Here is a 26,425-nt window from a genome sequence, read left to right as displayed (position 1 = left end):
TGGCGCACTTCAGGGCGATAGCGATCGAAGTGGGATTCGAACTGGGCGATCTGCCCCAGCGTCCCTTCGGCAATCAAACGGCGCACGGTAAGAAAATCGCCATCCCAGCGCCGGTTGTGGAAGATGCTGAGCAGTCGCTGCTGCTTTTCGGCCAGCTCGACCAGTGCTTGCGCCTCGGTCAGATCCAGCGCAAAGGGCTTGTCGATCACCACATGTTTGCCTGCCAGCAGCGCCTGGCGGGCGAGGGGGGCATGGGTGTCGTTGGGGGTGGCGATCACCACCAGAACGACGGTCTCATCCCTCAGCACCTCCTCCAGTGAGCCGACCCGGCAGTCGGGCAGATCGGCCTGCACCTTGGCGGCATCGCGGCTCACCACCCAACTCAGGGACAAGCCCGGCGTGGTGGAGAGGAAGGGGGCGTGGAAGGTCTTGCCTGCAAAGCCATAGCCCACCAGGGCTGCGTTGAGAGTGTGGCTCATCGGGAGTTCTCCGCTGACATCGAGTGAGTGGGGTCGCCATCACAGGCTCTCTGCCGGATGGCCATGTGCTGTAAAGGCGATACAAACGAGAAGGGGGCCGATGGCCCCCCGAATGTGCCCATCAGAGCACAGGATTTATTGCAAACACAAGCGGCGACCGCGCCGGGTCATCAGCATCACCAGAGGCGGCAGCAGCAGCCACATATGCAGCGCCAGCTGGCTGAGCGGGTCGTGCATCAGGGCGCCGGTCAGGCCAACCAAAGCGCCGGAGCCGCTCATCTGGAACAGGCCGAGCAGGGCGGCGGCGGTACCGGCACAGTGGCCGAACGGTGCCAGCGCCATCCCGGCGGCAGCGCCCAGGATCATGGCAAAGCCGATGCTGGAGAGGAATACCGGCCCCATCATCGCCAGCGGATGCTCGATGTGCATCGCCAGCGTCAGGGTGATGGCCGAGAGCATCAACACCAGTAGGCCGATGCGCAGGGTGCGTCTTGGCCCTACCTTGGCGATAAAGCGCGGCGCCATAAAGCAGGCCAGGATGTTGAGCGCGGCGTTGGCGGTAAACCAGTAGCTAAAGCCGCTCATATCGAGCCCCAGTTTCACCATCAGCTGCACCGGTGCGGCGGTGACATAAGCGAGGATCACCGCCATCGCCAGCATGCACAGCGCCGCATTGAACAGGAAGCTGGGGGAGCGCAGCACCGGGCTGTAGCGAGACCAGCTGATGAGGGCCCCTTCGCTGCGGGTCTCTTCCGGGCGGGTCTCCGGCATACGCCACATCAGCCAGCTGCCGACGATGAGCGCATAACCGGCCATAAACCAGAAGTTGGCAGACCAGCCCGCCTTGGCGGTGAGCCAGCCACCGAGCAGGGGGGCCAGCGCAGGAATAAAGCAGATGGCGCCATTGAGATAGGAGATCATCTGGCCGCTCTTTTTCGGGCCGTAGCTGTCACGTACCACCGAGAAGGCGGCGACCGAGGTGGCGCAGGCGCCGAAGCCCTGCAGCACTCGCGCCAGCATCAATTCGCCGAGGCTGGCGGCAAAACCGGCCCCCAGCGCGCTCAGGCCGTAGAGCAGCACGCCGCCCAGCGCGATGGGCTTGCGACCGTAGCGATCGGCCAGCGGGCCAACAAGCAGTTGCCCCAGCCCCATGCTGAACAGGAACCAGGTGATGGTGCCCTGCATCAGAGTTACTTCGGCGCCCAGCTGCTCGGCCATCTGCGGAATGGCGGGCAGGTAGATGTCGATAGCCAGCGGACTGAACAGCACCAGTAGTACGAGTAAAAGTATCAATGGCATCTGTCACCTCTTTAGTCAGCCAGGTTAATGAATTGGGGCGCGAGTCTACTGACTCACAGTAATGAATAGAAATGGTATTTAATCACTTTGGTTATTCCATTATGGAAACATGTATTAAAAAGCTGGTTATTCGATGGCGGCAAATCCCCCGTAACCCCATCACAGCGGGTGTAATTGACGCTTTTACTAAACGCTTGCGCCGCATAGAATGCGCAGATTATTTTTGCGGAGGTGCTCGATGAACAAGCTTGTCCTGGCAACAGGTAACCAGAAAAAGGTGAAGGAATTGGCCGCCATGCTGGCCGATATGAAGATCCAGGTGATCCCACAGAGCGAGTTTGCGGTCTCCGATGCCGATGAGACCGGCACCACCTTCGTCGAGAATGCCATCATCAAGGCCCGCCACGCCGCCCGCATTACCGGTCTGCCCGCCGTGGCCGATGATTCCGGTCTGGAAGTCGATCTGCTGCAAGGGCGCCCCGGCGTCTACTCCGCCCGCTTTGCCGGTGTGGGTGCCGGCGACAAGGCCAACATCGAGAAGCTGCTCGGCGAGCTGCAAGGTGCCCCCGAGTACCTGAAGAGCGCCCGCTTCTGGTGTGTGCTGGTCTATATGCGCCACGCCGATGATCCCACCCCCATCATCTGTCAGGCGAGCTGGGAAGGGATGATCATCGACGAGCCGCGCGGTCAGCATGGTTTCGGCTATGACCCGGTCTTCTTCGTGCCGGATCACGACTGTACCGCCGCCCAGATGCCCGCCGAGCTGAAAAACCAGCTGAGCCATCGCGGTCAGGCGCTGGCCAAGCTCAAAGCGGCGCTGGCTGCGGCGCACTGAGCCAATTCGCCACCTTGTCGGTTACACACGGTCAATTACACATAGTCATCTACAATGGGGGCCTTGAGCCCCCGTTTTATTGGAAGCCCCATGCTGCAACTGCCGCCGCTCTCTCTCTATATTCATGTGCCCTGGTGCGTCCAGAAGTGCCCTTACTGTGACTTCAACTCCCATGCCCAGAAGGGGGAGTTGCCTCACCTCGAATATGTCGCCGCCCTGCTGGAGGATCTGGAGCAGGATCTGAAGTGGGCGCAGGGGCGGCCGCTCTCCTCGATCTTTATCGGCGGCGGCACCCCCAGCCTGCTGACGGTGGAGGCGATGCAAACCTTGCTGGACGGGGTGCGGGCCCGCATTCCGCTCACCGCGGATTGCGAGATCACCATGGAAGCGAATCCGGGCACGGTGGAGGCGGACAAGTTCGCCGGTTTCCAGCGCGCCGGCATCAACCGCATCTCCATCGGGGTGCAGAGCTTTCAGCAGGAGAAACTGACCCGCCTCGGCCGCATTCACGGCCCGGAAGAGGCGCGCAAGGCCGCTGCACTGGCCCATGCCATCAAGTTGCCCACCTTCAATCTGGATCTGATGCATGGTCTGCCGGATCAGAGTCTGGAGGACGCCCTTTATGACCTGCAGCAGGCGATCGACTGCGCCCCGCCGCACCTCTCCTGGTATCAGCTCACCATAGAGCCGAACACGGCCTTTGCCTCCAAACCACCCAAGCTGCCGGAAGATGACACCCTGTGGGACATCTACGAGCAGGGCCACGCCATGCTCACCGCCAGCGGTTATCGTCAGTACGAGATCTCGGCTTATGCCAAAGAGGGCTACCAGTGCCATCACAACCTCAACTACTGGCGCTTTGGTGACTATCTGGGGATCGGCTGTGGTGCTCACGGCAAGGTGACCGATCTCGTGAATCAGCAGATCCTGCGCACCGCCAAGGTGAAGCATCCAAAAGGGTATCTGGACAAGAGCCGTCCCTATCTGGACGAGCAGTGGCAGGTGACGGCAGACGATCTGCCGCTCGAATACTTTATGAACCGCTTCCGCCTGTTTGAACCTGCCCCCAAGGCGGAGTTCGAGGCCTATACCGGCTTGCCGCTGGAGCGGGTGGAGACGGTGCTCGCCATCGCACAGAGCAAGGAGCTTATCGAGGATCTGGGAGATAGCTGGCAGCTCACTTCTCTCGGCCATCGCTATCTCAACGTGTTGCTCGAACTGTTTATGGATGAGTGAAAACGGGTTCACGATCTTGCTGCGAAGCCGTGATCAAGGTTCATGCGCTGCTCGGAAGCCTCACGTATGTCTACACGCTCCGGTTCCTGCGCGGCTCTTCACCTTGCTGACAGCTTCTCGCGACAGGTCGTGAGCCAGTTTTGGCGAACCGTGTTTCGAGATAACAATCGGGGCGCAAATGGCACCATTATTGTTTATGGTCGATGGAAACCCGCTCAGCAGCAGACGCTGCTCATCTGCTGTTGGCCGGGCTCCCACCGCTTGCCGAATTTGGCCTTGCGCTGGTAACTCCCCTTGCCCTTCTTGTTGCGCTCGACCCTGCTGCGAAACAGGGGATCGGAGAGCAGGGCGTGCAGATGGTTATCCTTTATTTCGCCGCGCTGATGGGCATAGCAGCCCCCTTGCGCATTCTCCTCACGGGGGAGGGCGGGTTGGTCGACCCGAATTTTGGCCATGATGGCTCCTCTTCTTTTCTCTTGGTGTGTTGATTCTTGTGTCTGGATGGCGGTTTTCGCTGCGGGCGCCTGTGCAGGTTAGCGCCCGGCAACCGGATGCACTGGCACCGGTTAAAAACGCGGCGATTTTGTCACCAAATCGCCGCCGGAGCAATGCGTCGGCGGCGCCGAGTCAGTCACACTGAGCCAGGCACGCTCAGTCAGGCATACCATGTCAGCCGTGAACCGGGTCATGCTGGTCGTGGCTGTGATGCTCGTGATGGGCCGGGGCGCCAGATTCCAGCGTCTCGAGGATGGCGCAGTGCTCCGCCGAGCGGGGGCCGCCGCAGCAGATATTGGAGAGCTCGCGCAGATTGTCGCGAAAGCGGGTCAGTTCGATGATCTTCTGCTCCACCTGGGCCAGCTTGGTGTCGGCCACTGCTTTCACCTCCTGGCAGGTGACTTTGGCCTTGTTGGTATCGAGGTCGAGCAGCTCGCCGATATCGGCCAGCGAGAATCCCACCGACTTGGCGCGGATAATAAACTCCAGCCGCCGCTTGTCCTGTTCACTGTAGAGGCGGTAGCCGGATTCGTTGCGGATCCCCGGTGAGATAAGCCCGTTCTTCTCGTAAAAACGCAGGGTATCTGCCTTGACCCCGCACGCCTTGGCCAGTTCACCGATCCGATACATGCTCTCTCTCCCCTTGAATGTATGCCGCCACAAAAACCGGAATCCACTATCACCCCTTTGCCCATGGATTGCCAGCCAAGGGCATAAAAGGGGCAGATAAACATCTCCTAGCGACCCTTTTTCCCATAAAACACTGAAAGTGCAAACGTTTCGAGAAAATCAAATGGAAAACGTTTAACGCCGCGCCAAATAAGGCTTTGCTGTTTCAAAAAATCCACCACAGGTCACATTTTTTGTGTAGAATACGCGCCCATAACAGAGCGCCGCACCAAGCGGGCATTTCCTAAAACGCTTTTGCCGGATGCCGGGGCGAGAGTGGTTTGCGAAATCCCCCACTTCCATTTATTTGGGGACTCTCTGTGTTGAGCCTCGCCTCCCATGGAACGGTCCCCGTTATGTTGAGGACGATAGTGTGATGGAACAAGCTCGACCCATTCGCCGTGCACTGCTGAGTGTGTCTGACAAAACTGGCATTCTGGAATTTGCCAAGGCACTCAACGAGCGTGGTGTTGCCCTGCTCTCCACGGGCGGTACCGCCAAGCTGCTTGGCGAGGCGGGTCTGCCGGTGACCGAGGTCTCCGACTACACGGGTTTCCCTGAAATGATGGATGGCCGGGTCAAGACCCTGCATCCCAAGGTTCATGGCGGCATCCTCGGCCGCCGGGATCAGGATGACGCTATCATGGCTCAGCACGCTATCTCCCCCATCGACATGGTTGTCGTCAACCTCTATCCCTTTGCTGCTACCGTTGCCAAAGCGGGCTGTACTTTGGCCGATGCGGTCGAGAACATCGACATCGGCGGCCCGACCATGGTGCGTTCTGCCGCCAAAAACCATAAAGATGTCGCTATCGTCGTCAAAGCTGCCGACTATGATCGGGTTATTCGCGAGATGGATGCCAACGGCAACAGCCTGAAACTGGCGACCCGTTTCGATCTGGCCATCGCAGCCTTCGAGCACACCGCTGCCTACGACGGCATGATCGCCAACTACTTCGGCACCATGGTTCCTTCCTACGGTGCAAACAAGGAGGGTGACGAGGAGTCCCGCTTCCCGCGCACCTTCAACAGCCAGTTCATCAAGAAGCAGGACATGCGTTACGGCGAAAACAGCCATCAGGCTGCCGCCTTCTACGCCGAAGAGCATGCCGCTCCGGGTTCTGTCTCCAGCGCTATCCAGCTGCAGGGCAAGGCGCTCTCCTACAACAACATCGCCGATACCGATGCGGCGCTGGAGTGTGTGAAGGAGTTCGACGAGCCAGCCTGCGTCATCGTCAAGCATGCCAACCCCTGCGGCGTGGCCGTCGGTAACGACCTGCTGAGTGCCTATGATCGCGCCTACCAGACCGACCCCACCTCTGCCTTCGGCGGCATCATCGCCTTCAACCGTGAGCTGGATGGTGCCACTGCGGCAGCCATCGTGGCCCGCCAGTTTGTCGAAGTGATCATCGCCCCGACCGTCAGCCAGGAGGCCCGCGATGCGGTCGCTGCCAAGCAGAACGTGCGTCTGCTCGAATGCGGTCAGTGGACTGCTCCGGCGCAAGGGTTTGACCTCAAACGCGTCAACGGCGGCCTGCTGGTACAGGAGCGGGATCTCGGCATGGTGACGCTGGGTGACCTGACCGTGGTCAGCAAGCGCCAGCCGACCGAGGCCGAACTGCAAGATTTGCTGTTCTGCTGGAAAGTGGCCAAGTTCGTCAAATCCAACGCCATTGTCTACGCCAAAGATGGCCAGACCATCGGCGTCGGTGCAGGCCAGATGAGCCGTGTTTATTCGGCCAAAATCGCCGGTATCAAGGCGGCGGACGAAGGGCTGACCGTGGCGGGCTCCGTGATGGCCTCCGATGCCTTCTTCCCGTTCCGCGACGGTATTGATGCTGCCGCGCAGGCCGGTATCTCCTGCGTGATCCAGCCGGGTGGCTCGATGCGCGATCAGGAGGTGATCGATGCCGCCGACGAACACGGTATGTGCATGGTGTTCACCAACATGCGCCATTTCCGTCATTGATGGGTCAGGGGCTGCCGATGGCGGCCCTTTTGTTGTCTCTTTTCAACTGACTATTTCCGCTGACTGACGGCCCGGGTGGCCGTCCAGTGACCACAAATAGAAGCGAGCGATACGATGAAAGTACTGATCATTGGCAACGGTGGCCGCGAACACGCCCTGGCCTGGAAGGCCAAACACTCCCCACTGGTACGTCACGTTTTTGTGGCGCCGGGCAATGCGGGCACCCAGCTTGAGCCGGGTGTCGAGAACGTTGCCATCGACGCGACCGATATCGAAGGGCTGCTGGCCTTTGCCAAAGAGAAGCAGGTCGGCCTCACCATCGTCGGGCCGGAAGCGCCGCTGGTGAAAGGGGTGGTGGATGCCTTCCGCGCCGCCGGTCAGCCGATCTTTGGCCCAACCGCTGCCGCTGCCCAGCTGGAAGGTTCCAAGGCTTTCACCAAGGATTTCCTGGCCCGTCACGCCATCCCGACCGCCGAGTACCAGAACTTCACCGAAGTGGAGCCTGCACTCGCCTACTTGCGCGAGAAAGGCGCCCCCATCGTCATCAAGGCCGATGGTCTGGCGGCGGGCAAAGGGGTGATTGTCGCCATGACCTTGCAGGAAGCGGAAGATGCGGTGCGCGACATGCTCTCCGGCAATGCCTTTGGCGAAGCGGGCTCCCGGGTGGTGATTGAGGAGTTTCTGGAGGGTGAAGAGGCAAGCTTCATCGTCATGGTCGATGGCGATCACGTGCTGCCGATGGCCACCAGTCAGGATCACAAGCGGGTTGGCGACGGTGATACCGGCCTCAACACCGGCGGTATGGGGGCTTACTCCCCGGCGCCTGTTGTGACCGCCGAGGTACATCGACGCGTGATGGAGCAGGTGATCATGCCGACCGTGCGCGGCATGGCGGCTGAGGGCAACGTCTACACCGGTTTCCTCTACGCCGGTCTGATGATCGACGGTGCAGGCAATCCCAAGGTGATCGAGTTCAACTGCCGTTTCGGCGATCCCGAGACCCAGCCCATCATGCTGCGGATGCAATCCGATCTGGTGGAGCTCTGCCTGGCCGCTTGCGCAGGCAAGCTGGATCAGAAAGAGGCCATCTATGATCCCCGCGCCGCCATCGGCGTGGTGTTGGCGGCGGGAGGCTATCCCGGCGATTACAGCACCAACCACCCCATCAGCGGCTTGCCGGTGGATGAAGTGGCGGGTGAGAAGGTGTTCCATGCCGGTACCCGCCTGGAGGGCGATACCAGCCTGACTGCTGGCGGTCGTGTACTGTGCGCCACGGCGCTGGGCCATACGGTTGCAGAAGCCCAGCAGCGTGCCTATCAGCTCGCTGGCCGCATCAAGTGGGATGGCGTCTTCTACCGCAAGGATATCGGCTGGCGCGCCATTGCTCGCGAACAGGAGTAACTGACGCACGCAAATGACCAGCTGATTCAGACCCCGCTACGGCGGGGTTTTTTGTCCCTGTTTACCGCTTTCAACCATCCTCATAGTGCGCGTCACCTGCGTTCAATCAGTTACCAAGCGCAAACAAGCGCGGCATATCTGTCACTATTTGCCACAAAAAACAGCATTTTTCACAAACGTTTCACCATGAGTCATGGCATCATGCTGGTGATGAATTCTTGTTTGGATTCATAAGTACCCCTAACAATTCGAGCATGTCGTTATATAAGGATATCCCATGTTGAAAACCGTCCGCCCCCTGCTGCTGCCCCTGATGTTTGGCCTGATGACCCTGCCTGCCGTGGCGGGTGATCTGGAACAGCCGATGAAGAAGATTGGCTTCAACTACAAGCAGGCCGTCAAGGCTGATGATGCAGCCACCATGGAGAAGCACATCAACGAGATGAAGGCCCAGCTTGATGTGGCCAAGCAGAAGAACATGCCGGCCGCCAAGAAAGAGAAATTCCTTGAAGGGATGAACGAGGTACAGACCGAGCTGGACGCCAGCCTGGCCGCACTCAAGGCGGGTGATGAGGCCAAGGCGCGCGAACATCTGGCCAAGGTCAACGACCTGAAGAAGGAGTACCACAAATATGCCAAGCAAAAAGGGTGAGCCCTTTCGCTGGGATCCGCTGGTTCGCCTGACCCACTGGGGCTTGGTGGCGGTCTGCATCAGCAATCTCTGGGTTAACGAAGCGGGCGAGGAGTGGCACGAGTGGCTGGGTTACGGTGCCATTGGGCTGGTCTCCTTGCGTCTGCTCTGGGGGCTTACTTTTGCCCGTGGCTACGCTCGCCTTGGTGCCCTCATCCCCAGTGGTGAGGATTTTCGCCAGCAAGCGCGCGAGATGCGTGAGCGGCAGCCTCCGGCACCGGGGCATCACGGTAGCGGCAAGCTGGCCGTGTGGGCGCTCTGGCTGGTTGTGCTGGCTACTGCTGGCAGCGGCTGGTTTCAAAATACCGAGACGGGATTTGAACTGGGGGCTGACGAGTGGCATGAGTGGTGCGTGGTGGCGCTGCAGGGACTGATTGGTCTGCACCTGCTGGCCATCGTCTTCACCTCTTGGCGTCAGCGCAGCAATCTGGTTACCCGGATGCTACCCGCCGGGCGTCGCTCATCCATCCAGAGCGGCAGCAACGAGTAAACCTGAGGCTCAGCATTAGGCTCCTTGTCTCTGAGTGAGGCGCCTGATCCGGACCCTGCCCAGACCCGCCCATGGCGGGTCTTTTCTATGACCTCCTCGAGCTTATCACGGGACATTGCCCGATCAGCAGATGCAAAAAGGCCGCTCATGATGAGCGGCCTTTTCTAATTTGGTGGCCCCTGGGGGACTTGAACCCACGACCAATCGATTATGAGTCGACTGCTCTGACCAACTGAGCTAAGGGGCCAAATTGTGCGTTTAGCGGCGTGGATTATAGGGGAAGAGGAAAGGGCAGTCTATAGGCATATCAACCACTTGGCGACTAATTGTCCAGGTCGATAGAGGGGGCAAAGCGGGTCGCAAGGGTAAATGCCAGACAAAACAAAGCCCCGCATGGCGGGGCTTTGGCAGAGTAGTTTGACACAGGGTCAGGACTATTCGTCCAGGAAGCTGCGCAGCACTTCCGAGCGGCTCGGGTGGCGCAGTTTGCGCAGTGCTTTGGCTTCGATCTGACGAATACGCTCACGGGTAACGTCGAACTGTTTGCCCACTTCCTCGAGGGTGTGGTCAGTGTTCATGTCGATACCGAAACGCATCCGCAGTACCTTGGCTTCGCGGGCGGTCAGGCCAGCAAGCACTTCGCGGGTGGCGTTGCGCAGGCTTTCGCTGGTCGCCGCATCCGCTGGCAGAGCCAGGGTGGTATCCTCGATAAAGTCGCCCAAGTGGGAATCTTCATCATCACCGATGGGCGTCTCCATAGAGATAGGCTCTTTGGCGATCTTCAGTACCTTGCGGATCTTGTCTTCCGGCATGCCCATGCGCATGGCCAGCTCTTCCGGGTTCGGTTCGCGACCCATCTCCTGCAGCATCTGACGGGAAATACGGTTGAGCTTGTTGATGGTCTCGATCATGTGTACCGGGATACGGATGGTACGGGCCTGATCCGCGATGGAGCGGGTAATGGCCTGACGGATCCACCAGGTAGCATAGGTCGAGAACTTGTAGCCACGACGGTATTCAAACTTGTCTACCGCCTTCATCAGACCGATGTTGCCCTCCTGGATCAGGTCCAGGAACTGCAGACCGCGGTTGGTGTACTTCTTGGCGATAGAGATAACCAGACGCAAGTTGGCCTCAACCATCTCTTTCTTTGCACGGCGGGCTTTGGCCTCACCGATGCTCATGCGACGGTTGATATCCTTGATCTGGGCAATCGACAGACCTGTCTCTTCTTCAATCTGCTGCAGCTTGCCGATGGCTCGCTGGATATCCTCGTCCATTTCAACCAGACGGGGAGACCAGGCTTTGCCAGCCTGCTTCTGGTATTCGAACCAGGCAGTTTCACACTCGTTGTTGGTGAAGGCCGCGACGAAGGTTTTCTTCGGCATCTTGGCCTGCTCAACGCAGAGCTTCATGATGATGCGTTCCTGCACGCGGACGCGCTCCATCATTTCACGCATGTTGTTGACCAAGCGATCGAACTGCTTGGGCATCAGGCGGAATTGACGGAATACATCGGCCAGCTGGGCGATGGCGGCCTGGGTATCTTCGTGCGCGCGACCATTCTTCTGAATGGAGAGGCGAGTCACTTCATACTGGGCACGCAGTTCGCCGAACTTCTCGCGAGCGACTTCCGGATCCGGGCCACCGTCACCGTCGTCGTCAGAGCTGTCGCCATCTTCGTCTTCGTCTTCTTCGTCTTCTTCATCTTCGTCGGCCAGATCGTCTTCGCCGAGCTCGGAACCGATATGCGTGGCGGTAGGCGCCATATCTTCAGTTTCGTTCGGGTCAATAAAGCCAGAGATGATGTCAGAGAGACGCAGCTGCTCGGCTTCATACTTGTCGTACTGTTCGAGCAGGTAAGTAATTGCTTCAGGGTACTCGGCTACGGAGCTTTGTACCTGGTTGATACCGTCTTCGATCCGCTTGGCGATGTCGATTTCGCCTTCACGGGTCAGCAGTTCGACGGTACCCATTTCCCGCATGTACATGCGGACGGGATCGGTCGTGCGACCAATCTCAGATTCAACAGATGCCAGAGCCTGGGCCGCTGCTTCGGCAGCGTCCTCATCGGCGGTACCACCTTCAGCCATGATAAGGTCATCGGCATCCGGAGCGTTTTCAACCACTTGAATGCCCATATCGTTGATCATCTGAATGATGTCTTCGATCTGGTCTGAATCGACAATGTCTTGCGGGAGGTGATCGTTCACCTCGGCATAGGTCAGGTAGCCCTGTTCTTTACCTTTGGCAACGAGGAGTTTAAGCTGAGACTGCGGGGTTTGCTCCATAGAACTCATCCGGTTGGTGTTGCTAGGTTGCGCGTACAGTGCGCTGCTGCGCAAATAGCCAATTCTAATAGAAAACCGCCAGACATGCTATGTCTGGTTGCGGCGTCGGTCATGAGAAACCCCTGCCCGCAGTATTGTCGGGGCCAGGCGGTTATAAAAATTTTGCTTTTCATCCCGTCGATTCGGGCAACGCTATCCATATTGGGACTAATCACTCAAATATCAAGCCCCACTCTCATTTCTTTTCTCAATTTGCACCTCTCTTATCAGCATCATCAGCTCTTGGGTTTCTTCGGAGCTTAGTCCTTCCTGAGCCACTTTGGCCTGCAATTCTTCGATCCGCTGTTTCAGAAACTGGTTGATGAAGCCGACGAAGGTGTCCTGCAATTCTCCCAGAATATCTGGCTCCTGATCGAGTTTTATCTCCTCGAACAGGTCGTGCATGGCCAGCTGAGCAAGGATTTCTCCCTCCTTGGTACCACGCCAGTGTTCCAGCAGGATTCCAGTGGTAATACCGGGCTGTGCCAGGATCTGCTGGTGCAGTTGCAGCAGGAACTTGATGCCCTGTACGCGTAGTCCGGCCAATTCCGGCATGGGGGGAAGCTCAGCCGTTACTGCCGGATATTGCACCATCAGTGCCAGTGCACGCCGCAGTGGTGTCAGCTTGGCTGCCTTGGGTTTGTTGACCTCGGCCTTGGGCTGACTGTTGCGAGCAAAGAGCTCGGCGATGCGCTGCTTGTTCTCGCCCCAGCGCATCATGCTGGAGAGACGAGTGATCAGCCCTTCACGGGTAAACCCTTCCGGTACGCGGCGAATAAGTTCGGCGGCCTTGTTGGCCACTTCAAACTTGCCTGCCTCACCGGAGAGGGCTGCATCCCGCCCGAGACGCTCGAACATGAAGTCGGCGAACGGCTGGGCTTCATCGAGCAGGGCTTCGAAGCACTCCTTGCCGATCTGACGAACCAGCGAGTCGGGATCCTCGCCATCGGGCAGGAACACGAACTTCAGCTCGCGGCCATCCTGCAGATGAGGGAGGGCATTATCCAACGCCCGCCACGCGGCTTCACGACCGGCGTTGTCGCCGTCGTAACAGCAGACCACCTCGGCGGTGGTGCGAAACAGGGTGTGGATATGGTCGCTGGTTGTTGCAGTACCCAGCGCCGCCACCGCATAGTCGATGTCGTACTGACCGAGGGCCACTACATCCATGTAGCCTTCCACCACCAGGATCCTGCGTGGATCCTTGTGTGCCTGCTTTACTTCGTAGAGACCGAACAGCTCCCGCCCTTTATGGAAGATGGGGGTCTCCGGCGAGTTCAGGTACTTGGGGGTGCCATCACCGAGCACCCGGCCACCGAAACCGATGACCCGGCCACGCTTGTCGCGGATCGGGAACATGATGCGATCGCGGAAACGGTCATAGCTGCCCGGGCCATTGTCACGGGTGATCAGCATGCCGCCCGATATAAGCAGCTGTTCGTGATCCCGGCTGGCGCCGAAGCGGCGGCGTACCTGATCCCAGTCACTTGGGGCATAACCGATGTTGAAGCGCTTGACTACTTCGCCGGTCAGACCGCGCCCTTTGAGGTACTCCACCGCGTGGGGGGCACTCTTGAGATTGCTCTCGTAGAAGCGGGCTATCTGGTTCATCAGCTCGAACAGATCCTTGCTGACGGCGGGCTGGCTATTGGCCGAGCCGCCGATGCTCTGCTCGCGAGGCACCTGCATGCCCTGCATGCTGGCGAGCTCTTCGATGGCATCGGGAAATTCGAGACCGTCGTACTCCATGACAAAGCCGATGGCGTTGCCGTGGGCGCCACAACCGAAACAGTGGTAGAACTGCTTCTCCTGGCTGACGGTAAAAGAGGGGCTTTTTTCGTTATGAAAAGGGCAGCAAGCTTGGTAGTTCTTACCGGCTTTTTTCAGCCGCACTCGCGAGTCGATCAGCTCGACTATGTCTGTGCGTACGAGCAGATCGTCGATAAAGGATTGGGGGATCCTGCCTGCCATAACCGTCCTGTTTCATTGCGGAGAAAATAAAAAAGCCGCGCATTCCAAGGGAAGCACGGCTTCTTCGACCAAACAAGAGAGTTGCCTGTTACGCCAAGCGGGTTTTCACCTGAGCACTGACGGCGCCGACATCGGCACGCCCCTGAATTTTCGGCTTCAAAACAGCCATGACCTTACCCATATCAGCCATGACGGCAGCACCACTTTCAGTAATGGCTTGCTCGATCAGGGCGGCAATTTCATCCGCGGTCAGCTGTTGTGGCAGGAATTCCTGCAACACAACGATCTCGGCGGACTCTTTGTCGGCGAGATCCTGGCGACCGGCAGCTTCAAATTGGCTGATGGAATCGCGGCGCTGTTTGACCATTTTGGTCACGACAGCGAGGATATCCTCATCATTCAGCTCGATACGGGTATCGACTTCACGTTGCTTGATTTCTGCCATCAACAAGCGGATCGCTCCCAGACGAGCCTTATCTTTGGCAAGCATGGCGAGCTTTTGCTGATCCTTGAGTTGATCCTTCAGAGACACGGCAATATCTCCCGATTAGTACAGGCGGATACGACGTGCGTTTTCGCGAGACAGCTTCTTGGCGTGACGCTTGACAGCAGACGCTTTGGCGCGCTTACGAATGGTAGTCGGCTTCTCGTAGAACTCACGGCTACGAACTTCGGACAGGATACCGGCTTTTTCGCAAGAACGCTTGAAACGACGCAGAGCAACGTCAAACGGCTCATTTTCACGGACTTTGATTACTGGCATGTGCCTTTCACCTCAGTGATAAATTGTTAGCTGACCTTCAATCGATCAGCATGTCTTAAAATGGTGCGAAATTATACTCTGGACAGGGAATGAAAGTAAACCCGCAGAGATCGCTCTGGTTTAAAAAACCCGCGAAGGTTACCATAGCCGTCTCATTTTAGCAGTGAAATTTTTTAGCAATGCGTGTATTGGGCATAGAGACATCCTGTGACGAAACCGGGATCGCGATCTTCGACGATCAAAAAGGGATCCTTTCCCATCAGTTATACAGCCAGGTCAAGCTGCATGCGGACTACGGTGGCGTTGTCCCCGAGCTCGCCAGCCGGGATCATGTTCGCAAGACGATCCCGTTGATCCAGGCGGCATTGCAAGAGGCGGGACTGGGCAAAGATGACATCGACGGCATCGCTTATACCGCAGGTCCGGGTCTGGTTGGCGCCATTCTGGTGGGGGCGACCATTGGCCGCTCGCTGGCGATGGCGTGGAACAAGCCGGCTATCGCCGTCCATCATATGGAAGGCCACCTGCTGGCCCCCATGCTGGAAGAGAAAGCCCCCGAGTTTCCCTTCGTTGCGTTGCTGGTCTCCGGTGGTCACTCCATGCTGGTGCGGGTCGACGGCATCGGCAGCTATCAGCTGCTGGGGGAATCCATCGATGATGCCGCTGGCGAAGCGTTCGACAAGACCGCCAAGCTGATGGGGCTGGACTATCCGGGTGGTCCGCTGCTCTCCCGTCTGGCCGAGAAGGGCACTAAGGGGCGCTTCCACTTCCCCCGTCCCATGACTGATCGCCCAGGGCTCGACATGAGCTTCTCCGGCCTCAAGACCTTCACAGCCAACACCATCGCCGCCAATGGTGATGATGAGCAGACCCGTGCCGATATCGCTCGGGCGTTTGAAGATGCGGTGGTCGATACCCTGGCCATCAAGTGCCGTCGTGCTTTGAAAGAGACCGGTCTCACGCGTCTGGTGGTCGCCGGTGGCGTCAGTGCCAACCGTCATCTGCGTGCCCAGCTGGCCGAGCTGATGGAGAGCCTCAAGGGCGAGGTGTTCTATCCGCGCACTGAATATTGCACTGATAACGGCGCCATGATCGCTTACGCCGGTATGCAGCGCCTGAAAGCGGGCGTGTTCGAATCGCTGGCGGTCAAAGCCGTGCCGCGCTGGCCGCTGGATACCCTGGATCCGGTCTGATCCGACGGATCCCGCCTTCTGGCGTGGTGCTGAGTACCATGGTGGCCTACTACTCCGGCAATCCGGCAGCGGCGGTTATAGCGCCGTTGGCGCGCTGTTGTTGTGTCTGCTGTCGCCGTGGTTGAGCCATCCGGATAAGAGGTCAGGTCTCTCGCTGCCAGACAGCCAAGCCAAGTACAGAGTAAAGAGATAAAAAAATCCCCGCCAACTGGCGGGAATTTTTGTTTGGCTATCGGCAGGCGACAGGATTACAGCAGGATGCCGCCGAAGAAGAAGCCCAGCGCCACGGCGATGGCGATGGTGGCGGTGCCCGGTACGAAGAAGGGGTGGTTGAAGACCGCCTTACCGATACGGGTGGAGCCGGTGTCGTCCATCTCTACCGCGGCCAGCAGGGTCGGGTAGGTTGGCAGTACGAACAGGGCGCTCACGGCTGCAAAGGAGGCAATCGCAGTCAGCGGGCTGACACCCAGTGCCAGTGCGGCAGGCATCAGGGCTTTGGTGGTGGCGCCTTGTGAATAGAGCAGCATGGCAGCGAAGAACAGCACCACGGCCAGCAGCCAGGAGTACTGGTTCAGCAGGTCGCCAGCGATCAGCTGGATGGTGTCCATGTTGCCTTTCACGAAGACGTTACCCAGCCAGGCCACACCCAGTACGCAGATACAGGCGGACATACCGGACTTGAAGGTCGGCATGTTGGTCACTTGGGTGGCGTCCAGTTTGCACACCAGGGTCATGATGGTGGCCGCGGCCAGCATGATGCCCATGATGGCGCCGTCACGGGGGATCGGCGGGTTGGTGATCAGACCCACTTTACCGGAGATGGCAGTGGCATAAGCCATGACAGCAACGATGGCGGCGATGAAGATCCAGACAGACAGTTTGGCGTACGGTTTGATCTCGAGCTTGGTAGTACCACGCAGTTTGATCAGGCCCTTGGCTTTGCGCTCCAGATAGACTTCGTCCTGATCCAGAGGTTTGCCCATCATGTTGGCAATGAAGGCGCCCAGGATACAGGCCAGGAAGGTTGAGGGGATGCAGATGGCCAGCAGGGTCAGGTAGTCAACACCGAACGGCTCGAGCATGCCGGAGAAGGCAACCACAGCGGCAGAGATCGGGGAGGCTGTGATGGCGATCTGGGAGGCGACAACCGCGATGGAGAGCGGACGGGATGGGCGGATCCCTTGCTCTTTGGCCACTTCAGCGATCACCGGCAGGGTGGAGAAGGCGGTATGACCGGTACCGGCCAGCATGGTCATCAGATAGGTAACCACCGGAGCGGCGAAGGTGATGTATTTGGGGTTCTTGCGCAGCGCTTTCTCGGCCAGAGAAACCAGGTAGTCCATCCCGCCAGCCAGTTGCATACAGGCGATGGCGCAGATGACGGACGCGATGATCATGATCACATCCCAAGGGATGTAGCTGACCAGTTGATCGCTCGGGATGGGCATGCCCAGACCCCACGTCAATACCAGTACCCCCAGACCACCGGCAAAGCCGATACCTATGCTGCCTATCCGGGCCCCCAGATAGATAGCGGCGAGCACGACAAGTAACTCGATTCCAATCATAGCGATAACTCCATTTTTTAGTTTTTGGTTTTTATTTGGCAAAAAGCCAATTCCCGATCGGGCTGGGGATAAAGACCAATCGGGAACTGACTTTATAGGCCGGGAAGATCCCGGCCCACACTCGCTTATACGGCAGCTTCGCGGGTGAAACGCTTGGCTTTGTATTGCGGGTTCATCAGGTTCTCGATGGAGAGAATTTCGTCCAGCTGCTCGGCGCTCAGCAGGCCACGCTCAAGAACGACTTCGCGGACGTTCTTGCCGGTCTGGGCACAGATCTTGCCGACGATATCCCCTTCGTGGTGGCCGATGAAGGGGTTCAGGTAGGTCACGATACCGATGGAGTTCAGCACGTGATTCATGCAGATTTCCGGGTTGGCGGTGATACCTTCCACGCACTTCTCGCGCAGGGAAATACAGGCTTTTTCCATCAGGCTCAGGGATTCGAACATCGCCTGACCAATCACCGGCTCCATGACGTTCAGTTGCAGCTGACCGGCTTCGGCGGCGAAGGTGATGGTGATGTCGTTACCGAATACCTTGAAGCAGGATTGGTTGACCACTTCCGGGATAACCGGGTTGACCTTGGCCGGCATGATGGAGGAACCCGCCTGCATTTCTGGCAGGTTGATCTCTTTCAGTGCGGTGCGCGGGCCGGAGGAGAGCAGACGCAGGTCATTACAGATCTTGGACAGCTTCATGGCCAGACGCTTGATGGCGCCGTGCAGCATGACGTAGGCGCCACAGTCGGAGGTCGCTTCGATCAGATCTTCTGCCGGCACATAGGCACGACCGGTGATCTCGGCCAGACGCTTGATGGCCAGTGCAGAGTACTCGGGCGGAGTGTTCAGACCGGTACCGATGGCGGTCGCGCCCAGGTTCACTTCCAGCAGCAGCTCCTGGCAACGCTTGATGGACTTGATCTCTTCACGCAGGGTCACGGCGAATGCGTGGAACTCCTGACCCAGGGTCATCGGAACCGCATCTTGCAGCTGGGTACGGCCCATCTTCAGGATGTTTTTGAACTCTTTCGCTTTGGCATCGAATGCCGCGATCAGGTGCTCCAGCGCGTGCAGAGTCACGTCAGTGCTGTTGACCACAGCAACGCGGAAGCCGGTCGGGTAGGCATCGTTGGTGGACTGGCACTTGTTGACGTGGTCGTTCGGGTTGATGACGTCGTAACGGCCTTTCTCCAGACCCATGATTTCCAGGGCGATGTTGGCCAGTACTTCGTTGGTGTTCATGTTGACAGAGGTGCCGGCACCACCCTGGTAAACGTCGACCGGGAACTGGTCGAAGCATTTGCCGGTGTTCAGCATCAGGTCGCAGGCTTCTACGATCTTGTCAGCAATTTCAGGACGGATGGTACCCAGTTCACCGTTTGCCAGCGCAGCGGCCTTCTTGGTCAGCACCATACCGCGGACGAATTCCGGAACGTCAGAAATCTTCTGAGAGCTGATCTTGAAGTTCTCGACAGCGCGCAGGGTGTGCACACCGTAGTAGAGATCATTGGAAACTTCTTTGGTGCCCAGCAGGTCTTCTTCAATGCGGACGTTCTTGATGTCGCTCATTGTAATGCCTCAGAAATCAGATAAATGGAAAAATCCTCACCGAGTGGTCGCGAGTTCCTTGCGCACAGCTCATCCTGAAGCACCACACATCGAGTGGGGCGGTTGGGAGAATGACCTCCCGAAAAACTAATCAATATACTACTCCAATTGAGGTATCGGTTATTAGAGGTGGATCACTAAATTTGCGACATTTTCAAATTACTTTGAGAAAAGTACACATATGTTATGAAGTTTTTATCATGATGATTTTTATAAATTTTTGTGACTTTTTGCTGGTTTTTTAGATTGCTGATGACGTAGGGGTCAGTTGGCCAACTTGAAAATAGGGGGGCTGCCCCCATTTATTCAGAGCAGGCTGCCCCCATTTATTCAGAGCAGAAAGTGGTGATGACGGGGCGGCAAAATCGCCTCTGACCATCGTTGGATGGGCGCCACTTTTTCTCAATTTACCGGTGCTGGAGTGGATATGGGCAAGTTGTTTTTGTTGTTGGTGGGTCTGGTTGTGCTGGAGCTCACCGTGATGATCGAGGTCGGCTCGGTGATCGGGGCGCTGCCGACTGTCGGCTTGCTCATCCTGACTGCGGTATTGGGCTCCTCGCTGGTGCGCAGTGAAGGGATCAAGACCCTGTTCAGCGCCCAGCAAAAGATGCAGATGGGCGAGATGCCGGGCCGCGAGGTGATGGGGGGCATGATGCTGGCGTTGGCCGGTTTGCTGCTGATTATCCCGGGTTTTGTGACCGACATTTTCGGTGTGCTGTTGCTGCAACCCTTGCTGCGCAACAAACTGGTTGACAAGCTGATCGGCAGCAGTCAGTTTCGGATGCAGATGGGTGGTTTCCAGCGTACTCAATCGCCGTTTGGCAACGCACCGTCCGATGATCATCTGGGGAACGCCAAGCAGGGCGGCACCACCATCGAAGGCGAATTTGAGCGCAAAGAGTAATCGACGAGACGAAAACCCGAGGCGAGTGACTGAATCAGGGTTTGCCCTGATGGCACAAGGTCTCGAAGCGGTGTCGGGCATACCACCATGCGAGGGTGCCCGCCGCCAGATTGGCCAGCAGTATCCCCAGATATATCCCCTGTTCTCCTCCCAGCTTTGCCCCCAGCCAGGCTCCTGGCAACAGAAAACCAAACAGTCGCAATCCGTTGAACAAGAACGAAATACTGGATGCCCGCACGCCATTGAGTGCCGAGGCCAACAGCATCACCATGCCCTGAAAGCCGTAACCGATCGGCACCAGATGCAGATAGAGAATAATGAGACGAATGACCTGCGGATGATCGCTGAACAGGTTGGCGATGAGTGGCGCCAGTAGCCAGGTCAGGCCATAGATGGCGAGCTGGAACAGCAACGCAAACCTCATGCAGCTCTGCAGTGCAGCCTTGGCGCGGGCCGGATTGCCAGCGCCGCAGTTTTGCGAGATGAAAGGGGCCAGTACGGAGGCAAGGGCCATCATCACAATCAGCAACAGCGCCTCGACCCGCGACGCGGCGCCGTAAGCGGCCACCACCTCGGTACCCAGACCCGCAAAGATCGTCATCAGCACCGCATTGGCCAAGGGGTTGAGCATATTGGTAAAAGAGGCGGGGACGGCGACATGGAGCAGCGCCCGCCAGTGGGACAGCAACCGCGCCCGCGGCGAGAGGCGCCACAACAGCAAGCCCTCCCGATGACGCAGGATATAGAGGCTGACCAGCATCGCCATCAACCAGGAGATAGAAGTCGCGATGGCGGCCCCGCGGATCCCCCATTCCGGAAAGGGGCCGATACCGAAGATCAACAGAGGATCCAGTACCCCGTTGACCAGCCCGGCTACTGCCATCACCAGACTGGGGGTTTTGGTATCGCCGGTCGCCCGTATAGCGGCATTGCCCACCATGGGCAGCACCAGCATGGGGACGGTGAGATACCAGATCAGCATGTAGTCATGGATGAGGGAGATAAGCTCGGCACTGGCGCCCAACAGGGTAAACAGAGGCTTGATGGTGAGAGCGCCCCCCGCGGAGAGCAGGGCCACCATGATCACCGCCAGAAACAGGCTGTCGGTGGCGAGATGGGCTGCCTCATCGTGTTTGCCCTGCCCCAGGGTATGACCGATCACCGCTGACAATCCGGCGCCCAATCCCATCGCCAGCGAGGTAACCACAAAAGTGACAGGAAAGGTAAAGCTGATGGCGGCCAGAGCTTCGGTTCCCAGCATACCGATAAAAAAGGTATCGACCAGATTGAAGGCAAGAATGGCGATGATGCCGAAGATCATGGGACCCGTCATCTGGCGCAGTACGACCGGAATAGGGGCTGTCAGCATGGGGTTGGTGCGGGTCAAGGGCTCGTCTCTACAGCTGGCTTTGAAGGTTCTGGCATGGAAAACGGGCGGCTTGAACCGACCTTGCACCAGAGTGCGGACATGGCTGAACCATCGAAGATGTTTATAGTACGTGAAAAATTTTTTTTTGTATTTGCCCTTGAAGGGTTAGCAACTCTGCCCCACATCAGGGACATATCTAATTTGGCCTGGAACGGCCATTCCTCAAAGCAACAATGAGACTCATTTTGGGAGAGTTATCGATGAAAATTCGTCCACTGCACGACCGCGTCATCATCAAGCGCATCGAAGCTGAAGCCAAATCTGCCGGCGGTATCGTCTTGACTGGTACTGCGGCCCAGAAGTCCACCCGTGGTGAAGTGCTTGCCGTGGGGACTGGTCGCATCCTGGATAATGGCGAAGTCAAAGCGCTGGCCGTGAAGGTTGGTGACAAGGTTATCTTCAACGAAGGCTACGGTGTTAAGACCGAGAAGCTGGATGGTCAGGACGTCCTGATCCTCTCCGAAACCGACATCCTGGCGATTGTCGAAGAGTAATCCATCCTCCTTTTCCCCGAATTGATTTAAGGATTGAAGAAAAATGGCAGCTAAAGACGTTAAGTTTGGTAACGAAGCCCGCATCAAGATGCTGGAAGGCGTAAACATCCTGGCTGATGCCGTCAAGGTGACTCTGGGCCCGAAAGGCCGCAACGTGGTGCTGGACAAGTCCTTCGGTGCCCCGACCATCACTAAAGATGGTGTGTCTGTTGCGCGCGAAATCGAGCTGGAAGACAAGTTCCAGAACATGGGCGCCCAGATGGTCAAGGAAGTGGCTTCCAAGGCGAACGATGCCGCCGGTGACGGTACCACTACTGCAACCGTTCTGGCTCAGGCCATCGTCAACGAAGGTCTGAAAGCCGTTGCCGCCGGTATGAACCCGATGGATCTGAAGCGCGGTATCGACAAAGCCGTTGTGGCTGCTGTTGCTGAACTGCAGGCGCTGTCCCAGCCGTGCGCTGACAGTAATGCCATCGCTCAGGTGGGCACCATCTCCGCCAACTCCGACGAGAAAGTGGGCAAGCTGATTGCTGAAGCCATGGACAAAGTGGGTCGCGATGGCGTCATCACCGTTGAAGATGGTCAGGGTCTGGAAGATGAGCTGGCAGTTGTTGAAGGTATGCAGTTCGACCGCGGCTACCTGTCCCCCTACTTCATCAACAAGCAAGAGACCGGTTCCGTTGAACTGGACGACCCGTTCATCCTGCTGGTTGACAAGAAAGTCTCCAACATCCGCGAAATGCTGCCGGTGCTGGAAGGCGTTGCCAAAGCTGGCAAGCCGCTGCTGATTGTTGCTGAAGACGTAGAAGGCGAAGCCCTGGCGACTCTGGTGGTCAACACCATGCGCGGTATCGTGAAAGTGGCTGCCGTCAAGGCGCCTGGCTTCGGTGACCGTCGCAAGGCCATGCTGCAGGATATCGCCGTACTGACTGGCGGTACCGTCATCTCTGAAGAAGTTGGCATGGAGCTGGAAAAAGCGACGCTGGAAGATCTGGGTCGTGCCAAGCGCATCGTCATCACCAAAGAGAACACCACCATCATCGATGGCGTGGGTGATGCCGGTGTGATCGAAGGCCGTGTTGCCCAGATCCGTCAACAGATCGAAGAGACCTCTTCCGACTACGATCGTGAGAAGCTGCAAGAGCGCGTAGCCAAGCTGGCTGGCGGTGTTGCCGTGATCAAGGTTGGCGCAGCCACCGAAGTCGAGATGAAAGAGAAGAAAGCCCGCGTTGAAGATGCCCTGCACGCTACCCGCGCCGCGGTTGAAGAAGGTGTGGTTGCCGGTGGTGGTGTTGCGTTGGTTCGCGTTGCAGCCAAACTGGCTGGTCTGCGTGGTGACAACGAAGACCAGAACGTCGGTATCAAGGTTGCCCTGCGCGCCATGGAAGCCCCGCTGCGTCAAATCGTCATCAACGCCGGTGAGGAAGCCTCCGTCATTGCCAACGCAGTGAAGAACGGCGAAGGCAACTTCGGTTACAACGCTTACAGCGAACAGTATGGCGACATGCTGGCCATGGGCATCCTGGATCCGACCAAGGTAACCCGTTCCGCCCTGCAGTTTGCCTCTTCCATCGCCGGTCTGATGATCACCACCGAGTGCATGGTCACCGAACTGCCGAAGAAAGATACCCCTGCCATGCCTGACATGGGCGGCATGGGTGGCATGGGCATGATGTAATCATCCCCCCTTGCTCTGTTTGACAAACGGCTCGCTCAAGGCGAGCCGTTTTTTTATATCTGGCTAAACTGAGTCTGTTGAGACAGCAAATATGGGGGCGATATGAAAATGTTTGGTTGGCTGACACTACTGTGTTCATTGGTCATCATGCCGGTGATGGCTGCTGAGGCGCTGACTGGGCCGGTGATCCTGAAAGTCGGTGGCAACATCAGGTCGGCAGACGAAGTTGATGGCAAGGTGTTGTTTGATCTGGCAAAACTACAGGCTCTGCCGCAACATGAGATAGTGACAGGCAACCCGTGGGTGGATAAGCCGCACACCTACAGAGGCCCAAAACTGGCCGATGTATTGGCTGCAGTCGGTGCGGATGGCAAGACCATTACGTTGACAGCACTGAACAGTTTCCAGATCCGCATTGAATGGGACAAGGTTGCCAAATACGAGCCCATTCTTGCATGGGAAGACAATGGGGCTGTCATGCGGGTGCGTGACAAGGGGCCGGTCTGGTTTATGCTGCCTCTTGATCAATATCCGGAATTGAAGCGATCCGAATATACCGACATGATGATTTGGCAGTTGGATTTGATAGACATTCAGCACTGATAAAAACAGCACGGGAGCATGGGGTGAAAGGAAAGACCAGGGCGTGGCCACTGCTCGTCATTCTGTATGTATCCATCCTGTCGTTTACCGGGAGCACCCTCTATTGCCTGATGCAGATCCAGAATGCGACCAGAGCGATGGAGAAATACACCTATGATGTCTCCTGGGCGCTGATGCAGTTGCAGCTGGAGCTCGGGCGTTTCCTCAATGCGGTAGAGGTCTATCACTATGGCGGGATTGATCATGACACCTTGATGTTGCGTTATGACATTCTCTGGAGCAGAACGCCCATCCTGTTGAGCGGCCAGCTGCGCAAGAGCATGCAGGACAAGCAGAAAACCTTGCGTCTGGTGCAGCTGATTGAAACCAATATTCGCCAAATAGAGCCCGACATCACCAAGTTGCAAAGCGGGGCATCTGACTATCAGCAGATCATGATGCGCCTTGCCCCGCTGCAAGAGCCGCTCTCCTACTCCCTCGCTTCTGTGATGCAGAAGAACATTAACGTCTATTCCGAGAACGATCGCCATTTTGGCCAATTGCGCAATGCCTTGTTGCTGATGGTCTCCGGTCTGGTCATGTCAGTGTTGCTGCTCAGCATGCTGCTTATATATGAAGGGCGTCGTCATTTCAGAGCGGCCAGACGGGATCCGCTGACCGGGTTGTCCAATCGGGTTGCCCTACTGGAACGGATGGAGCTGTACGCCACACAGGAAGTGCCGTTTGGACTGGTGCTGGTCGACATCAACGACTTCAGAGATATCAACAGCAAGTTTGGCTATGACACCGGTGATTATCTGCTTTGTGAGTTTGCCACCCGGATCAGAGTGCTCTGTGAAGAGGGCGAGTGGAGCGGACGTCTGGGGGGGGATCAATTTGCAATTATTCAGCGTGGCAGCAGCGATCTGCGTCAGGTCAGGGAGCTGGTAGCGCGATTGCTGCATGCGCTGAAGCAAGATATCGTCTATGACAACTATCCCTTCCGGCTCGAAGTCGGGATCGGCATTGCCTTCTATCCGATGGACAGCGACAAGACTCAGGAGTTGTTGAGTCGTGCGGAACAGGCCCTGTTCCATAGTCGCAAGACCCATGTCCCCTATGTGATTTACGATAACTCCCTGCTCAACGAAACGGCGCGGCGTAAACATTTGGCGTCGGATATGATCATGGCGCTGGAACACAATGCGTTGGAACTCTATTACCAACCCATCGTCAATCTAGAGAGTGGCCGCTGCGAAGCTGTCGAGGCTCTGCTGCGCTGGCGGCACCCGGAACTCGGCTTCATTCCGCCAAACGAAGTAATCATGGTGGCCGAGGAGTTCCAGCTTGCCGAACGGGTTGGCAGCTGGGTGCTGAACACAGCTTGCGAGCAGCTCTATCAGTGGCACCAGCTTGGTATGGTTGATCTGCAAATGTGTGTGAATATCTCGCCAGGCATGTACCAGCGTAATTTGCTCAAATTGGTGGCCAAAGCATTGATGGAGCACCATCTGCCTGCCCGTAGCCTGGTCCTGGAGGTCACGGAAGATACCACCATGCGGGAAGTGAAGAACTCGCTGCAACTGATGCAGGATCTCAATCAGCAGGGGGTACTGCTGGCATTAGATGATTTTGGTACCGGTTATTCATCTTTGAGTTATCTGCAAAAGTTACCTGTCAGCAAGGTGAAGATCGACCGCTCCTTTATACAGGGCATTGACACTTCACTGGAGGCATCCGAACTGGTCGCCAATATTTGCCGGATGGGGTCGATGCTGGGCAAGAGTCTGGTGTGTGAAGGGATTGAGACACAGGCCCAGTTGGATGTGCTGCGATCCCTGACCGATATCCACTTGTATGGACAGGGCTATCTGTTCAGCCGACCGGAGCAGGCGGAGAAAATCTATCAAACCTTGTTGGAGATGGAGGAGCTTTGGCTGGCGCGTCAACACTCCGAAATGGCTTATATGAGTTGAGAGGGGGGGCTTGCCTGTCATCTGCCTCCAGAATGTGTGATTTAGCTCGAACTTTCTTCTTTTTGTTTGTTGTTTGAACGGTTGTGCGGTTTTATCAAAAAAACATGCAATTTAGCCTTGCCAGAAAGAATTCACTCCCTATAATGCGCCTCCATCGACAGGGCAAGCGGCAACGCAAACAACCTCGTCGATAACATCGAAAAGCCTTTGGAAATAAGGCTTGACTCGAGAAGGCGGTTGAGTAGAATCCCACTCCCGCAGCAGCAAAAGCTGCGTCGCTCTTTAACAATTTGAATCAAGCAATCTGTGTGGGCACTCACAGCATCGAGCATCAAAAACAATTTTTGATTTTCAATGTCTGGTGAA

General features: G+C 57.3%; 24 protein-coding genes and 1 tRNA gene. 12 read left to right on the top strand and 13 right to left on the bottom strand.

The window, feature by feature from the left end; translation table 11 throughout:
- Together AB5Z09_RS11030 and AB5Z09_RS11025 are read right to left on the bottom strand one after the other, a co-directional pair.
- Positions 1–479: Gfo/Idh/MocA family oxidoreductase (locus AB5Z09_RS11030; protein ID WP_368195312.1), on the bottom strand; the 479-nt coding region annotated here is incomplete at its 3' end.
- A 135-nt stretch (positions 480–614) separates the two neighbouring features.
- Entirely contained in the window at positions 615–1,778 is a 1,164-nt protein-coding gene (locus AB5Z09_RS11025) for a multidrug effflux MFS transporter (RefSeq protein WP_042053392.1), read from the bottom strand.
- A 238-nt stretch (positions 1,779–2,016) separates the two neighbouring features.
- Between AB5Z09_RS11025 and rdgB the strand changes: the two genes are divergently transcribed.
- Positions 2,017–2,613 (top strand): RdgB/HAM1 family non-canonical purine NTP pyrophosphatase, encoded by a 597-nt coding sequence (gene rdgB / locus AB5Z09_RS11020; RefSeq protein ID WP_005340539.1) that lies wholly within the window; start codon positions 2,017–2,019, stop codon positions 2,611–2,613.
- 90 nt (positions 2,614–2,703) lie between these two features.
- Positions 2,704–3,849 carry a radical SAM family heme chaperone HemW gene (hemW, locus tag AB5Z09_RS11015; protein WP_368195311.1) on the top strand — a complete coding sequence of 382 codons (1,146 nt, stop codon included), beginning with the start codon at positions 2,704–2,706 and terminating at the stop codon, positions 3,847–3,849.
- Between the two features lie 215 nt (positions 3,850–4,064).
- On the opposite strand, the gene AB5Z09_RS11010 is transcribed toward hemW, so the two are convergent.
- Together AB5Z09_RS11010 and zntR are read right to left on the bottom strand one after the other, a co-directional pair.
- Positions 4,065–4,304, bottom strand: a complete 240-nt coding sequence (locus tag AB5Z09_RS11010) for an alternative ribosome-rescue factor A (RefSeq protein WP_368195310.1) — start codon at positions 4,302–4,304, stop codon at positions 4,065–4,067.
- A 214-nt stretch (positions 4,305–4,518) separates the two neighbouring features.
- Positions 4,519–4,974, bottom strand: coding sequence for a Zn(2+)-responsive transcriptional regulator (gene zntR, locus AB5Z09_RS11005; RefSeq protein WP_005341244.1), 456 nt, complete (start codon positions 4,972–4,974; stop codon positions 4,519–4,521).
- A 415-nt stretch (positions 4,975–5,389) separates the two neighbouring features.
- Between zntR and purH the strand changes: the two genes are divergently transcribed.
- From purH to AB5Z09_RS10985, 4 genes are all read left to right on the top strand, one after another.
- A complete protein-coding gene (purH, locus tag AB5Z09_RS11000; protein ID WP_368195309.1) occupies positions 5,390–6,982 on the top strand; it encodes a bifunctional phosphoribosylaminoimidazolecarboxamide formyltransferase/IMP cyclohydrolase in 1,593 nt (530 codons plus the stop codon).
- A 114-nt stretch (positions 6,983–7,096) separates the two neighbouring features.
- Entirely contained in the window at positions 7,097–8,383 is a 1,287-nt protein-coding gene (gene purD / locus AB5Z09_RS10995) for a phosphoribosylamine--glycine ligase (RefSeq protein WP_118854283.1), read from the top strand.
- A gap of 277 nt (positions 8,384–8,660) precedes the next feature.
- Positions 8,661–9,035 carry a cytochrome b562 gene (locus AB5Z09_RS10990; protein WP_005349056.1) on the top strand — a complete coding sequence of 125 codons (375 nt, stop codon included), beginning with the start codon at positions 8,661–8,663 and terminating at the stop codon, positions 9,033–9,035.
- A complete protein-coding gene (locus AB5Z09_RS10985; protein WP_335856715.1) occupies positions 9,016–9,564 on the top strand; it encodes a cytochrome b/b6 domain-containing protein in 549 nt (182 codons plus the stop codon). The genes AB5Z09_RS10990 and AB5Z09_RS10985 overlap by 20 nt, the downstream gene beginning before the upstream one ends.
- Before the next feature lie 170 nt (positions 9,565–9,734).
- Here AB5Z09_RS10985 and AB5Z09_RS10980 read toward each other — a convergent pair.
- From AB5Z09_RS10980 to rpsU, 5 genes are all read right to left on the bottom strand, one after another.
- Positions 9,735–9,811, bottom strand: a tRNA-Ile gene (locus AB5Z09_RS10980).
- A gap of 187 nt (positions 9,812–9,998) precedes the next feature.
- Positions 9,999–11,894, bottom strand: coding sequence for an RNA polymerase sigma factor RpoD (gene rpoD, locus AB5Z09_RS10975; RefSeq protein WP_263718854.1), 1,896 nt, complete (start codon positions 11,892–11,894; stop codon positions 9,999–10,001).
- A gap of 183 nt (positions 11,895–12,077) precedes the next feature.
- On the bottom strand, positions 12,078–13,865 hold the full coding sequence (gene dnaG / locus AB5Z09_RS10970) for a DNA primase (RefSeq protein WP_368195308.1): 1,788 nt from the start codon (positions 13,863–13,865) through the stop codon (positions 12,078–12,080).
- A gap of 88 nt (positions 13,866–13,953) precedes the next feature.
- Entirely contained in the window at positions 13,954–14,397 is a 444-nt protein-coding gene (locus AB5Z09_RS10965) for a GatB/YqeY domain-containing protein (protein ID WP_005349081.1), read from the bottom strand.
- Positions 14,398–14,412: 15 nt separating this feature from the next.
- The gene (gene rpsU, locus AB5Z09_RS10960; RefSeq protein ID WP_005309452.1) at positions 14,413–14,628 is read right to left on the bottom strand and encodes a 30S ribosomal protein S21; all 216 of its coding nucleotides are present in this window, start codon (positions 14,626–14,628) and stop codon (positions 14,413–14,415) included.
- A 179-nt stretch (positions 14,629–14,807) separates the two neighbouring features.
- On the opposite strand from rpsU, the gene tsaD reads away from it, so the two are divergent.
- The gene (gene tsaD, locus AB5Z09_RS10955; protein WP_150996112.1) at positions 14,808–15,821 is read left to right on the top strand and encodes a tRNA (adenosine(37)-N6)-threonylcarbamoyltransferase complex transferase subunit TsaD; all 1,014 of its coding nucleotides are present in this window, start codon (positions 14,808–14,810) and stop codon (positions 15,819–15,821) included.
- 248 nt (positions 15,822–16,069) lie between these two features.
- Here the strand turns inward: tsaD and AB5Z09_RS10950 are convergent, their stop codons facing one another.
- The gene (locus AB5Z09_RS10950; RefSeq protein ID WP_019444958.1) at positions 16,070–17,389 is read right to left on the bottom strand and encodes an anaerobic C4-dicarboxylate transporter; all 1,320 of its coding nucleotides are present in this window, start codon (positions 17,387–17,389) and stop codon (positions 16,070–16,072) included.
- 125 nt (positions 17,390–17,514) lie between these two features.
- Complete coding sequence (gene aspA / locus AB5Z09_RS10945) at positions 17,515–18,957, bottom strand: aspartate ammonia-lyase (RefSeq protein ID WP_005340569.1); 1,443 nt, start codon at positions 18,955–18,957, stop codon at positions 17,515–17,517.
- Positions 18,958–19,423: 466 nt separating this feature from the next.
- On the opposite strand from aspA, the gene AB5Z09_RS10940 reads away from it, so the two are divergent.
- The gene (locus AB5Z09_RS10940; RefSeq protein ID WP_368195307.1) at positions 19,424–19,900 is read left to right on the top strand and encodes an FxsA family protein; all 477 of its coding nucleotides are present in this window, start codon (positions 19,424–19,426) and stop codon (positions 19,898–19,900) included.
- Positions 19,901–19,934: 34 nt separating this feature from the next.
- On the opposite strand, the gene AB5Z09_RS10935 is transcribed toward AB5Z09_RS10940, so the two are convergent.
- Positions 19,935–21,269 (bottom strand): MATE family efflux transporter, encoded by a 1,335-nt coding sequence (locus AB5Z09_RS10935; protein ID WP_323906502.1) that lies wholly within the window; start codon positions 21,267–21,269, stop codon positions 19,935–19,937.
- 260 nt (positions 21,270–21,529) lie between these two features.
- On the opposite strand from AB5Z09_RS10935, the gene AB5Z09_RS10930 reads away from it, so the two are divergent.
- The 4 genes from AB5Z09_RS10930 (at position 21,530) to AB5Z09_RS10915 (ending at position 26,059) form a co-directional block, all read left to right on the top strand.
- Positions 21,530–21,823, top strand: a complete 294-nt coding sequence (locus AB5Z09_RS10930; RefSeq protein ID WP_005340573.1) for a co-chaperone GroES — start codon at positions 21,530–21,532, stop codon at positions 21,821–21,823.
- Positions 21,824–21,866: 43 nt separating this feature from the next.
- A complete protein-coding gene (groL, locus tag AB5Z09_RS10925) occupies positions 21,867–23,501 on the top strand; it encodes a chaperonin GroEL (protein WP_005340575.1) in 1,635 nt (544 codons plus the stop codon).
- Positions 23,502–23,603: 102 nt separating this feature from the next.
- Entirely contained in the window at positions 23,604–24,104 is a 501-nt protein-coding gene (locus tag AB5Z09_RS10920) for a molybdopterin-binding oxidoreductase (RefSeq protein WP_005349099.1), read from the top strand.
- A 23-nt stretch (positions 24,105–24,127) separates the two neighbouring features.
- Positions 24,128–26,059: a putative bifunctional diguanylate cyclase/phosphodiesterase gene (locus AB5Z09_RS10915; RefSeq protein WP_368195306.1), complete on the top strand. Its 1,932-nt coding sequence runs from the start codon at positions 24,128–24,130 to the stop codon at positions 26,057–26,059.
- Positions 26,060–26,190: 131 nt separating this feature from the next.
- Here the strand turns inward: AB5Z09_RS10915 and AB5Z09_RS10910 are convergent.
- Positions 26,191–26,425 (bottom strand): hypothetical protein (locus tag AB5Z09_RS10910; protein WP_368195305.1); only part of this gene is annotated, 235 nt, incomplete at its 5' end.

Origin of the sequence: Aeromonas sp. R2-2 (assembly GCF_040908355.1) — a bacterium.
Lineage (GTDB): Bacteria > Pseudomonadota > Gammaproteobacteria > Enterobacterales > Aeromonadaceae > Aeromonas > Aeromonas veronii.
The sequence above is the reverse complement of the archived record's forward strand: the minus strand, read 5'-3'. Positions and strand labels throughout refer to the sequence as shown.